This window comes from Pedobacter sp. SAFR-022, assembly GCF_051965375.1.
Lineage (GTDB): Bacteria > Bacteroidota > Bacteroidia > Sphingobacteriales > Sphingobacteriaceae > Pedobacter.
In genome coordinates, this window is the sequence record NZ_JBQCME010000008.1 from 1 (window position 1) to 12,939 (window position 12,939).

Here is a 12,939-nt window from a genome sequence, read left to right on the forward strand (position 1 = left end):
CCTTTTCAGCCTTTCAAATCTTTCTTCTTTATCCTTTTCACTTATCCTCTTCCTCCGAAGCGGAGTGCAAATGTAGAAGAAAATTTCCGGGCTGCAAAACAATATGTAGAAATATCTTGTTTAAACCCGCTAAGATGCTGTGAGACAAGGCAAATTATTTGCACAGCTTTTCACAGTGCTTCGTGTAGCTTGTACAATAAGCGCTATGAGCTGGTTTGAACTTCAATTGCTAGGCACATACAGGCTTCAACTCGATAGACTCCTCTAGCTGTTTACAACAAATCTCAAAACGCTGTTTAACAATGCTTTATTGCCAGAGACTCCATTTTACCGGCACATTTTAGTGTTACAGAGGTGTGTTATTTATCTGTAGCGAAGAAAGATCCCCTACCCTTTTTAATGTCCAGGATTACCAACCTTCAGCCAAAACATGCATCTAGCTACATCCAGCTTGATGTAGCATATATATATATAGAGTATCAACCTTTACGATTTAATATCACCGCCATCGTACCAACCTCAAGTCTGCCGTCAAAACAAGTAGTAGGGTGACTAAAACGGCTTTCTTATTGCTCTTAAAGGGCTTTCCGACGCCTCTTAAACGCCTTTTCTTCGCCTGGAGGCGAACAATAGGCGAACAATACGCGGTCAAGAGGCGAACAAGAGCCGCTCAAGAACAAAAGCTGTTCGCTGCCCATCCCCCCTGTAGTTTTATATAGTACTTACAACTAAGGCTTATTCAAGCGGGTTGTCCACAGTTGATACTCCAAATAAGACTACGCCCCAAAGAAGTCCTGTGTTGATGCTATTATTCGAACCCCCATAACATTCAATAGCAAAGTTGCACCCTAGGCTCGGCTATTCGAAACTTTCAACCCGTCTGGACTTCGATTTTTCGACTGCTTATTAGCAATCCTAGGAGACCTGCTTAATTTTTGAAATATCTCATCGCACTAAACACTAATATTCAGTACATTAGCTTACCAGCCCAGATAGCGCTTTATAAAACAACCTACTCAGCTGATCTACATCCAGGAACTCGACTTGCACTTAACGCACTCTTTTTAAGCTGCCACCCGTCCTTACAATGCCCTAAGCTTTCTTCCAGAACACCTACGAAACTGAACAGGTCACAAGCATTCATCATTACTGCCCGTTTATGCAACCGATGTGATCCATCGCCAAGCTTGCAATCAACTTAAACCATCATATTATGAAAAACTTGAACATTAAAACCTTATTCCTGCTCGGTCTGATTGTTCTGCTGGGATGTGAAAAAAAGGAAGAAAACTTTGAGCGCGAGGCAAGCATCGATGTTGAAGCGGCGGCAACAGTACCACTATCGAAAGTACGGGTGCAGAACGAATTTGGAAAGTACTTTGAAGCGTTGGACACCATTTGTGCACCTTACCTCAGGTATACAACAAAAATGGACATTTCAAAAATTCCTAATGAAACGTTTGTGTCTACGTTACAAGATGGAAATTTAACAATGACTTTATCCTTTGGTGACGACAGTTCACCCAGGAAATACAACCCTACCACAACCGGGTGGTGGAGAAACTGGAATGAAAGCCCATATGTTGAAGAAAAAAATCCGCACGTGTTGATTACGAGTGACTGGTCTACAACTACCATAACGCTTTCCAAGAAATGTTACGTTTTTGGATTTGAGATGTCAGCACTCCTGAACTTTAGCAGTGACGATCCTGTTGTATATGGCGCAAGTTACCTGGATACAGACCGGCTACCTGACGATCGTCCGATCGGGCGAATATACCAGGAGGTGAAATCGCCTGGAGGTGCCCGGCTGTTTGCAGTTAAATCGGCAATTCCGTTTAACCGGGTGACAATCTACTTTACAGAAGGCTCAGCCACCTTCACCAGGGCCTATGCCATAACAAACCTGCGGTATGTGACGAGCAAGAAAATCTTTGAACAACATAATAACTGATCACCACCTCCTACATTGGAATACACAAAAAAGGGTACCTGACCGGTACCCTTTTTTGTGTATTCCTAAACTTGCGACTAATACTGCCCGGTAGCCAGCATCACCAAGGTACAAGCTTCAACGGGCTCAATCGCATTGCTCTTCAGCAATGCTTCCAACTCATCGTTTTCTGTACCTGGATTGAAGATCACCCTTTTCGGATTGGTCTTCAAAATATAATCGTAATATTCACTCTGCAAATGTGGACCTACATACATTGTAATCGTATGCACATCCTGATGGATCTCACCTGGCTTCTCAATGTCCACCCCAGCAACTGCCCCGTTCTTAATGCCCACATTGATGATGTCGTGGCCTTTAGCTTTAAGCATCTGAGCCGCCTTGTAAGCATATCGGCTGGGGTTTGGCGTTGCGCCTATGATTAATGTATTTTTCATAACAATATATATAAGGATGATAAAACAAGATTGTATTTAATCCATGCTTTACAACAAGTCCCCTAAATTAATGTTTTATTGAAACTTTAGCACAGCATTCGCGCAGTTGATGCCGTCAATTGCCGCAGACACGATCCCACCAGCATACCCTGCACCTTCGGCGCAAGGAAATAAGCCCTGCACCTGTGGATGCTGGAAACTTTCCTTATCCCTCGGAATGCGTACCGGGGAGGAGCTTCTGCTTTCCACACCTACCAGAATAGCTTCATTGGTATAATAACCTTTCATTTTCTTGCCGAATCGCGGCAGGGCCTGCTGCAAACTGGTAAATACAAAGTCTGGCAGGGTATCCTTTAGCATAACACTTTTCGTACCCGGCAGATAGGAGTTCTTCGGTAGATCGACGGACAAGCGGTTCTCTACAAAATCGACCATCCGCTGTGCGGGCGCAACAAGATCTCCGCCACCAAGCTTGAACGCCGTTCTTTCAATCGCGGCCTGAAAATGCATCATCCGCAGCGGATCCTCTCCTGGTACATCATTCAAGTTGATCTGCACTACCGTTCCTGAATTTGCAAAAGGGTTATTTCTTTTAGAAGGCGACCAGCCATTTACCACGATCTCTTCTTTATAAGTAGCACATGGTGCAATGATCCCCCCGGGGCACATGCAGAACGAGAACACCCCACGTTCTTCCACCTGCTCTACCAGGCTGTAGTTGGCCGGGGGCAGAAAAGGACTGCGGATATCGCAATGATATTGCGCGGCGTCAATGATCGCTTGCGGATGCTCAATGCGAACGCCAAGTGCGAAAGGTTTAGCCTCTACCAGAATGTTCTTCCGGTGCAGCAATTCATAAATGTCACGTGCCGAATGCCCTGTTGCCAGAATTACGGCATCAGCCAGCAGCTTCTCGCCGTCGTTTACAATCACGCCCTTGATCTTTCCTGACGACAGGATAAGATCAGTAACCTTACGGTCGAACTGCACTTCACCACCAGCTTCAAGAATGGTCTCCCGTATGGCAGTTATGATTTGGGGCAGCTTATTGGTACCAATATGTGGACGAGCATCAATCAGGATATCTTCTTTTGCACCGTGTTGTACAAAAATTTCCAGTACCTGATTTACATCTCCGCGTTTATTGGAACGAGTATATAATTTACCGTCTGAGTAGGTGCCTGCCCCACCCTCACCGTAGCAGTAGTTGGATTCGGTATTTACCAGCCCTTGTTTGTTAATGGCTGCAAGATCCCGGCGCCGTTGCTTTACGTCCTTACCGCGCTCCAGTACAATCGGCTTAAAGCCATTCTGGATACACTGCAGTGCCGCGAATAAACCAGCGGGACCAGCACCAACAATGAGCACAGACTTTTTATCCGCTACATTCGGATACTTTACAACATCGTTTTCCGGTTGGGGGACTTCGTCAATGAAAACGCGAACTTGTAAACGGTAAATGACCACCCTGGAACGGGCGTCAATGGATCTTTTCAGAATCTTGTAGTCATTTATTCTGGCCTGGTTGATCTTTAGCACATCTGCCAAAGTGTGCAAAATAACAGTCTTGTTGTCCAGATTTTCCGGAGCGAGTTTAATTTCTATGTCTTTTAGCATATTCCTGTCAGGTTTTTATCCTGAATCGTAACAAAGGTACAGAAATTGATTCTAAACCGTATATTAACGTGGATAAACCAATGTTATAGGTGAAGCTAAAATTTAAAACTTCATTTAATTAATTTTTAAGACATGAAAAAAATTGTATTAGTAGTTGTAGGTATTCTGGTTCTATTTGTGGTCTTCAGCGGTTGCAGTGGCTACAATAACTTAGTTCAACTTGATGAGGATGTAAAAACAAAATGGAGTCAGGTAGAGACACAATACCAACGCCGTTCTGATTTGATTCCAAACTTAGTGAGCACGGTTAAAGGTGCTGCGAAATTTGAGCAGACAACGCTAACGCAAGTTATCGAGGCACGTTCAAAAGCTAGCCAGATTACGGTAGACCCAACTAAACTTACCGCAGAGAACATTGAAAAATTTCAGAGTGCTCAAGGTGAGGTTAGCCAGGCTTTAGGACGTTTAATGGTGCTTACGGAAAACTATCCGCAGCTACGTGCCACACAACAGTTCAGCGATCTTTCCGTACAACTGGAAGGTACGGAGAACAGAATTGCAACCGCACGTCGTGATTTTAACCAATCGGTACAGACTTTCAACACGAAAGTACGCTCCTTCCCGAACAACCTAACTGCAGGTTTATTTGGGTTCCAACAAAAAGCTGGTTTCAAAGCTGATGCTGGTGCTCAAAATGCACCTAAAATTGAATTCTAATTTATTGATCACATCTGGTAAGGGTAAAGCTGGTTTTTTCTAAGACCAGCCTTACCCTTATCTTTATTATAGCAAGCTATGGCTATTTTCACAGAAGAAGAACAGGAACTTATTGCAGCGACCATTGCCGATGCGGAGAAATTAACCTCCGGGGAAATCCGCATTGCCATTGAAAAGCATTGTAAAACCGATGCTTTTGAACGTGCAACGGAATATTTCTTTAAGCTGGACATGGATAAGACGGCCGAGAAAAACGGCGTATTGATCTACCTGGCTTATGAAGACCATAAGTTCGCCATTATCGGCGACAGCGGAATCAACCGTGTGGTTCCGGAAGATTTCTGGGAGACCACGCAGATTGCGATGAAAGCGCATTTCGCCAGTGGGAACTATGCCAGTGGCATCATCGCCGGTGTTACACTTGCCGGTGAGAAGCTTGCCGTATTCTTCCCTACTGCGCATGATGATGTAAATGAGCTGCCTAACGACATCATCGATATGGATAAACATAAATTTTAACACGGCATGAAATTACATGATCTTGCAATCTACACCATGACAAAGATCATGTTACCTTCATCAATAAAACCAAACATACAACAGATGAAAAAACTAGTAATAGCTTTTTTACTGGCGCTTACCTGTGGAACTGTTTTTGGGCAGGACTTACCTGAGAAGCCCAGTAAACTGGTAAACGATTATACAGGAACTTTGTCCGCCTCGGAAGTACAGCAGCTCGAAAATAAACTGGTCGCCTTTGATGATTCCACTTCAACACAGATTGCAATTGCTATCGTAAAGACAGTTGGGGATTATGACATCAACGATTATACTTTACAGCTGGGCCGTAAATGGGGCGTTGGCGGTGCCGAGAAGAATAATGGGATCATGATTGTAGTTGCCCTTGGCGACCGGAAGATCTCCATCCAGACAGGTTATGGTGTAGAGGGTGCCTTGCCAGATATTTATACCAACCGGATTATAGAGACAGATATCAAACCTGCTTTTAAAGCCGGCGATTACTATGGCGGCCTGCAGGCAGGTACCGACTCTATGATCAAGTTGGTTAAAGGCGAATATAAGAATGATAACCCGCGTGCTAAAAAACGCGACAACAGCAGCGCTATTCCGGTGCTGATCATCATCATCGTTATCATCATCCTGATCATCAGAAAAGGCGGTGGCCGGGGCGGAAGTCAGGTTATCGGTGGCCGTGGTGTTGCAGATGCGCTATTCTGGAGCATGCTCCTTGGTGGCGGAAATCGCGGTCATCATGGTGGTGGCTTCGGCGGAGGTGGTTTTGGCGGGGGCAGCGGTGGCGGAGGCTTCGGCGGTTTTGGCGGCGGAAGTTTTGGCGGCGGTGGAAGCAGCGGCAGTTGGTAATTAAAACAATACATGGAAATTAAAAAATGGGATAAGCTTTCCACAAGATATGTGGTTAGAGAAAAATGGGCTACGTTACGTGTCGACACCTGTAAACTGCAGGACGGCGTTATTAAAGATGATTACTATGTACTGGAATACCCGAACTGGGTTAATGCTGTAGCCATTACCAAAGAAAACAAGATGATCCTGGTAAGGCAGTATAGACATGCTGCAGACATCATTTCCCTGGAGATACCCGGTGGTGTGATCGATGGCGATGAGGATCCGGCAGATGCCGTAAAAAGAGAGCTATTGGAGGAAACCGGCTATTCCTTCGAAAACATTGAGTTAATTGCAACCTTATACCCCAATCCGGCGACATCCACAAATCAGACTTTCACCTACCTGTTAACCGGTGGCGAGAAAACGCATGAACAAAGCCTTGATGAACACGAGTTCCTGGCCGTGGAAGAGTATACGCTTGAAGAAGTTAAACAGTTGTTATTGAACAATAAAATTGACCAGGCATTACACAGTGCGGGTATCTTCTATGGATTGGCGAAACTTGGTGTTTTAAGTTAGCATTTACTTCAAAAAAGAAAGGCCCTTATGAACGTTCATCAGGGCCTTTCTTTTTTGAAGTGAATTTTAGCTCATCTTCAGCTTCTTCTGGATATCGTGTACATATCCTTTAAATTTCTTGTCTGTTTCGATCAGATCTTCCACAGTTTGGCAGGCATAGATTACGGTTGAGTGATCTCTTCCGCCAAAGAATGCGCCAATAGTCTTTAACGATGATTTCGTATGGCTCTTAGAAAGGTACATCGAGATCTGACGGGCCTGAACGATCTCACGTTTACGTGTAGGTGATTTTACCATATCTACAGGAACCTCGAAATACTCGCATACCAACTTCTGTATGAACTCCATTGAAATCTCTTTAGAAGTGTGCTTAATGAAATTCTTAAGCATTGTTTTCGCAAGTGCCAGGTCAATTTCCTTCTTGTTCATGGTGGACTGAGCCAGCAATGATACCATCGCGCCTTCCAGCTCACGCACATTGTTATCAATGTTATGGGCTACATACTCGATCACCTCTGAAGGTAACTCAATACCGTCTGCATACATCTTCTTTTTAAGGATGGCAATTCTGGTCTCCAGGTCCGGCACCTGTAGGTCGGCAGAAAGGCCCCACTTGAAACGGCTTAACAAACGCTCTTCTAATCCGGATAGATCTTTTGGTGATTTATCAGAAGATAAGATAACCTGCTTGCCCGATTGATGCAGGTGATTGAAGATGTGGAAGAAGATATCCTGTGTTTTCTCCTTACCGGCAAAGTTGTGCACATCATCCATGATGATTACATCCATCGCCTGATAGAAGTTTACAAAGTCATTAATGGTGTTGTTCTTCAAGGAATCCACAAACTGCTGACAGAACTTTTCACAAGAAACGTAGATGACCAGCTTGTCTGGCATGGTTCTCTTGATTTCATTTCCGATAGCCTGTGCAAGGTGTGTTTTTCCAAGACCTACACCACCATAAATCATTAGTGGATTAAAAGAAGTACCACCTGGTTTAGCAGCAACAGCATAACCTGCAGAACGGGCTAAACGGTTGCAATCTCCCTCAATGTAGTTTTCGAATGTGTAATTAGAATTTAACTGTGGGTCAACATTCAGTTTCTTCAATCCTGGGATGATGAATGGGTTCTTAATGTCTTTGTTGATGGCTACAGGAATAGGCATCGACTGGATCTTCGCTTCAGCTCCGTTACCGTTGGAAGGCATGTTCGTGGTGTATGGATTACCCGTGCTTGAGGACTTGTCAACAACGATGTTATATTCCAGTCTTCCTTCATCCCCAAGTTGCTTTTTGACAGTCTTACGAAGCAATCCAACATAGTGCTCTTCCAGCCACTCATAGAAGAATAAACTAGGCACCTGTATGGTTAAAACTTTGCCATCTAACTTAAGGGCTGTGATCGGCTCGAACCAAGTTTTGAAACTTTGGCTCGGGATGTTATCCTTAATGATTTGAAGACAGTTTTTCCACACTTCGGTACAAGTTTTTTCCATTGTTATTCTTAATTTGTTGGTTTACAGTGACGATAGGAGCGTAATGAATTGGCTCATTCGAGAGATCAAAAATTCAAAAAATTATCAACAAAATGAACAGAAATTTGATTTAAATCGTAACTGCTTAAGACGTAGCTGCATACCTCACCGAACTTCAACGTTTAATGTGGATAACTCTAAAATCGGCAAATAAATTGTGCAAATCCGGTTATTTTTAGTATTCACCAAAAGACGCTCTCAACACGTCCGCAATTTCACCCAAAGTGGCATAAACCTCCACTGAAGCTAATATAAAGGGCATTAAGTTGCTTTCTGTTGCTGCTGCAGCCCTTAAATCATCCAGCGTTTTTTGCACCAAATCGGCATTCCGCTGCGTTTTCAACAATCTTAGCTGCTCCATCTGAAAAGTACGGATGGATTCATCAATTTCCATGGTTTCAGTAATGTTTTCAAGATTTTGAGTAAACTTATTAACACCGACAATGATCCGGCTGCCGTTCTCCACCTCCAGCTGGTGTTGATAACTTGCTGCAGCAATCTCGTTCTGGATGTAGCCGTTCTCGATGGCTTCGACCGAACCGCCCATCGCGTCGATCTTTTCGATGTAAATTTGGGCTGCCTGCTCGATCTCGTCGGTTAGTGCCTCTATGAAATAGGAGCCCGCAAGAGGGTCTACAGTGTCAGTTATCCCACTCTCAAAGGCAATGACCTGCTGGGTGCGCAGGGCGATCTTGGCAGCCGCCTCGGTAGGCAATGACAGGGCCTCATCATAGCCATTTGTATGCAAGGACTGGGTGCCGCCAAGCACTGCCGCCATGGCCTGGTTGGTTACCCTGATCACGTTGTTCAGGGGCTGTTGAGCCGTCAATGTAGAGCCCCCGGTCTGGGTGTGAAAACGGAGCATCTGCGCCTTCTCATCGGTCGCGCCAAGACCTTTTGTGAGGCCTGCCCACATCCGCCTTGCGGCTCTGAACTTGGCGATCTCTTCAAAGAAATTGTTGTGACAGTTAAAAAAGAAGGACAGTCGTTTTGCGAATACGTTAATATCTAAACCCTTCTCTAAGGCGGCGTTTAAGTATGCTTTTCCATTAGCTAAAGTGAAGGCCAATTCCTGCACCGCTGTAGATCCTGCCTCGCGGATGTGGTATCCGGATATGGATATGGTGTTCCACTTGGGCACCTCCTTACTGCAATATTCAAAGATGTCGGTGATGATACGCATGGAGGGTTTAGGCGGATAGATATAGGTGCCACGGGCCGCGTATTCCTTAAGTATATCATTTTGTATGGTACCGGAGATCTTCTTCAGGTCAGCGCCTTGCTTTTTGGCCAATGCAATGTACATCGCCAATAATATAGAAGCCGTAGCATTAATGGTCATGGAAGTGGTGATGTCTTCCAGCTTGATGCCATCGAAGAGGATCTCCATATCTCTTAAAGAATCAATAGCTACCCCTACTTTTCCGACCTCTCCTTCTGCCATGTCATGGTCGGAGTCGTAGCCGATCTGCGTGGGCAGGTCAAAAGCCACCGACAAGCCCATGGTACCCTGGCTTAGGAGATAGTGGTAGCGTTCATTGGAAGCTTTAGCAGTAGAGAATCCGGCATATTGGCGCATGGTCCAGAGCCGGCCGCGGTACATATCTTTCTGTATACCCCTTGTAAAAGGAAATGCTCCGGGCTTTTCAGGTGTACGATTATAAGGTGGATAAGTTTCTTTGATTTCAATACCAGAACTGGTCACAAATTTCTTTTCAGTCATGTCAATGAGGTCTAGGCCTACGGATTTTTGTTTAAGTACCGTAATAATTAATGCTTTCGCATCAACAAAAATGTACAAATTATTTATATTAATTATATTTGTTATTCCTAAAATGAAACAAGATGAGTACAGCAGTTGATACAGCATTTGCACCTGTTATTTTTACAGAAGGCGCAGTAAAAGAACTACTTAAGCTGAAAGACCAGCAAGAGATCGGTGAAAACTTTGGCTTACGTGTTGGCGTAGAAGGCGGAGGTTGCTCGGGCATGAGCTATGTGTTGGGTTTCGACCAGAAGAAAGAAGGCGATCAGGAATTTATCATCAGCGGAATTAAGGTTTTCATGCATAAAGCACACCAGATGTACCTTTTAGGAATGCAGGTGGACTGGCAGGATGGCTTAAATTCCAGAGGATTTACTTTCAGCAATCCGAATGCAGCAAGTTCATGTGGATGCGGCAGCAGTTTCTCCGTATAAATAGTAGATATTCTTTGTAACATATCACAGGGTCCCGTTGTCTTAACAGCGGGACTTTTTTGTGAAGTCCCTTTATTGGCTAACCACATACTTCAATGACTTATCAAGAAAACGTCCGGCTCGCGCTGCAATCCATTCAAAGTAACCGTCTGCGTACCATGTTAACGGCATTGATCATTGCGATCGGACTCATGGCACTGGTAGGCATTCTAACAACCTTGGATGCAGTTAAGAAAAGTATGACGGACGCTTTCTCTAGCATGGGTGCCAATTCCTTTACCATCCGCAACCGCGGGATCGGTATTCGTGTAGGTGGCTCGGGCCAGCGACCAAAACCTTTCCCGGTGATCCGTTACGAAGATGCCATCAAATTTAAAGAACAGCTTAATACACCAGCTACCGTAGCGGTGACCATTAGGGCCACTGGGGGAGCAACAGCGAAATATGGTTCGATTAAGACCAATCCGAACATCAGCGTGCAAGCCATTGATGAAAATGGACTTGCTGCACAAGGACTGGAACTCGTAGAGGGACGGAACCTGAACAAGTCGGAAATCTTCACCGGTACCAATAACTGCATCATCGGAAATGAATTGAAGACCACCTTGTTTAAAGATGAATCTCCGATAGATAAGATCATAAACGTTGGTAACAACAGATTGAAGATCATTGGGGTCTTGGATGCTAAAGGCTCGAGCATGGGCAATAACAGCGACAGATCCGTTTACGTACCACTGCTTAGAGGAAAACAGATGATCACCAGCTCCGAGCCTTCCTATACCATCACGGTAATGGTGCCGAGCAATGATCTAATGGAGAACATCATTGGTGAATCGACCGCGGAATTCCGGAACATTCGGAAGCTCAAAGTTAAACAGCCTAACAATTTCGAGATCACCAAGAGTGATGCCGTAGCACAAACGCTATTCGAGAACCTGGCCTTCATTGCAATTGGCGGTGTAGCCATCGGAGCAATTACGCTCATTGGGGCTTCCATCGGACTGATGAATATCATGTTGGTTTCGGTAACGGAACGTACCCGGGAGATCGGGATCCGCAAAGCTATCGGCGCCAATCCCTCAACCATCCGTAAGCAGTTCCTGATCGAAGCGGTGATGATCTGCCTGTTTGGTGGTGCGCTAGGCATATTGCTTGGAATTGGTCTCGGGAACGCCATATCGCTCGCCATGGGTGGTACTTTTATTATCCCTTGGCTGTTCATCGTTGGAGGCTTTGCACTCTGTGTGTTTGTAGGTATTATTTCAGGCTACTATCCTGCTAAGAAGGCATCTAAACTCGACCCCGTAGAAGCTTTACGTTACGAATAACTATCTATACCGCGTAAAAGAATTAACCCGGTTAGTTCCCTGCCAGCACTGCTGGCTTTGTTACTAACCTGGCATATACAAAGAAGGGTGCCGATAATTTATCGGCACCCTTCTTTGTATAGGAACTTATCTATTACTAACGCGCTTTGTACTGCGTGTCATAGTAAGCCTGGTAGTTTCCAGAAGTCACGTCTTTCAACCATTCCTCATTCTCCAGGAACCAGTCTACGGTTTTTGCCAGACCTTCTTCAAACTGCAGGCTTGGTACCCAACCCAGTTTTTGCTGGAGCTTAGTAGAGTCGATCGCGTAGCGAAGATCGTGGCCTGCACGGTCAGTAACATAGGTAATCAACTTTGCAGATTCACCCGCTGGTCTTCCTAGCTTCTCATCCATGATACCGCATAGCAGGTTAATCAGATCAATGTTCTTCCATTCATTATGACCGCCAATATTATATGTTTCACCGCTTGCCGCCTCATGAAAGATCACGTCAATTGCGCGTGCATGATCTTCTACCCATAACCAGTCGCGAACGTTCTCTCCTTTTCCATAAACCGGAACAGGCTGATTGTTCTTGATGTTATTGATGGCAAGTGGGATAAGTTTCTCCGGGAAATGGTGCGATCCATAGTTATTTGAACAGTTGGAGATCACCACATCCAGTCCATAGGTATCATGATAAGCACGTACAAAATGATCTGAACTTGCCTTTGACGCTGAATATGGGCTATGTGGATCATACGCCGTGCTTTCGGTAAACATACCGGTTTCCCCCAAGGCACCATAAACCTCGTCAGTAGATACATGATAGAACCTTTTACTATCGTAGTGTCCTTTCCAGTATGCTCTTGCGGCATTTAAGAGGTTTACCGTGCCAATAACATTGGTCATTACAAAAGCTGTCGGATCCGAGATCGAGCGATCAACATGCGATTCTGCAGCCAGGTGAATTACAGCGTCAAAGTTTTCAGCTTCAAACAGATTGTTCATCTCGGCAGCATCTGTAATGTCCGCCTTTACGAATCTATAATTTGGCTTATCTTCAACATCCTTAAGATTTGCCAGGTTGCCAGCATAAGTTAGTTTATCGAGATTTACAATCTCGTACTCCGGATAAGTGTTCACGAATCTCCGTACAACATGTGAACCGATAAAACCGGCTCCACCGGTGATTAAGATTTTTTTCATGGGGTATATTGTATT

12 protein-coding genes are annotated in these 12,939 nt (G+C 44.7%); 7 read left to right on the plus strand and 5 right to left on the minus strand.

Going from position 1 to position 12,939, the window contains the following annotated elements; all coding sequences use genetic code 11:
* Positions 1–1,213 precede the first annotated feature (1,213 nt).
* Positions 1,214–1,954, plus strand: a complete 741-nt coding sequence (locus ACTHQF_RS15760; RefSeq protein WP_440431661.1) for a hypothetical protein — start codon at positions 1,214–1,216, stop codon at positions 1,952–1,954.
* A gap of 77 nt (positions 1,955–2,031) precedes the next feature.
* Here ACTHQF_RS15760 and ACTHQF_RS15765 read toward each other — a convergent pair whose 3' ends face one another.
* A complete protein-coding gene (locus ACTHQF_RS15765; RefSeq protein ID WP_440431663.1) occupies positions 2,032–2,391 on the minus strand; it encodes a CoA-binding protein in 360 nt (119 codons plus the stop codon).
* Between the two features lie 75 nt (positions 2,392–2,466).
* Complete coding sequence (locus ACTHQF_RS15770; RefSeq protein WP_440431664.1) at positions 2,467–4,008, minus strand: NAD(P)/FAD-dependent oxidoreductase; 1,542 nt, start codon at positions 4,006–4,008, stop codon at positions 2,467–2,469.
* Positions 4,009–4,140: 132 nt separating this feature from the next.
* Between ACTHQF_RS15770 and ACTHQF_RS15775 the strand changes: the two genes are divergently transcribed.
* The 4 genes from ACTHQF_RS15775 to ACTHQF_RS15790 all read left to right on the plus strand — a co-directional run bounded on the left by ACTHQF_RS15775 (position 4,141) and on the right by ACTHQF_RS15790 (position 6,672).
* Positions 4,141–4,725 (plus strand): LemA family protein, encoded by a 585-nt coding sequence (locus ACTHQF_RS15775; protein WP_440431666.1) that lies wholly within the window; start codon positions 4,141–4,143, stop codon positions 4,723–4,725.
* A gap of 78 nt (positions 4,726–4,803) precedes the next feature.
* Positions 4,804–5,244 (plus strand): TPM domain-containing protein, encoded by a 441-nt coding sequence (locus ACTHQF_RS15780; RefSeq protein WP_440431667.1) that lies wholly within the window; start codon positions 4,804–4,806, stop codon positions 5,242–5,244.
* An 84-nt stretch (positions 5,245–5,328) separates the two neighbouring features.
* Positions 5,329–6,108: a TPM domain-containing protein gene (locus tag ACTHQF_RS15785; protein WP_440431669.1), complete on the plus strand. Its 780-nt coding sequence runs from the start codon at positions 5,329–5,331 to the stop codon at positions 6,106–6,108.
* Between the two features lie 12 nt (positions 6,109–6,120).
* Positions 6,121–6,672 (plus strand): NUDIX hydrolase, encoded by a 552-nt coding sequence (locus ACTHQF_RS15790; RefSeq protein ID WP_440431671.1) that lies wholly within the window; start codon positions 6,121–6,123, stop codon positions 6,670–6,672.
* Positions 6,673–6,738: 66 nt separating this feature from the next.
* On the opposite strand, the gene dnaA is transcribed toward ACTHQF_RS15790, so the two are convergent.
* Positions 6,739–8,169 carry a chromosomal replication initiator protein DnaA gene (gene dnaA / locus ACTHQF_RS15795; protein WP_440431673.1) on the minus strand — a complete coding sequence of 477 codons (1,431 nt, stop codon included), beginning with the start codon at positions 8,167–8,169 and terminating at the stop codon, positions 6,739–6,741.
* Between the two features lie 214 nt (positions 8,170–8,383).
* Positions 8,384–9,931: an acyl-CoA mutase large subunit family protein gene (locus ACTHQF_RS15800; RefSeq protein WP_440431674.1), complete on the minus strand. Its 1,548-nt coding sequence runs from the start codon at positions 9,929–9,931 to the stop codon at positions 8,384–8,386.
* 122 nt (positions 9,932–10,053) lie between these two features.
* On the opposite strand from ACTHQF_RS15800, the gene ACTHQF_RS15805 reads away from it, so the two are divergent.
* Positions 10,054–10,407, plus strand: coding sequence for a HesB/IscA family protein (locus tag ACTHQF_RS15805; protein WP_440431676.1), 354 nt, complete (start codon positions 10,054–10,056; stop codon positions 10,405–10,407).
* A gap of 95 nt (positions 10,408–10,502) precedes the next feature.
* Entirely contained in the window at positions 10,503–11,735 is a 1,233-nt protein-coding gene (locus tag ACTHQF_RS15810) for an ABC transporter permease (protein ID WP_440431678.1), read from the plus strand.
* Positions 11,736–11,871: 136 nt separating this feature from the next.
* On the opposite strand, the gene rfbB is transcribed toward ACTHQF_RS15810, so the two are convergent.
* Entirely contained in the window at positions 11,872–12,924 is a 1,053-nt protein-coding gene (rfbB, locus tag ACTHQF_RS15815; protein WP_440431680.1) for a dTDP-glucose 4,6-dehydratase, read from the minus strand.
* Between the last annotated feature and the right edge of the window lie 15 nt (positions 12,925–12,939).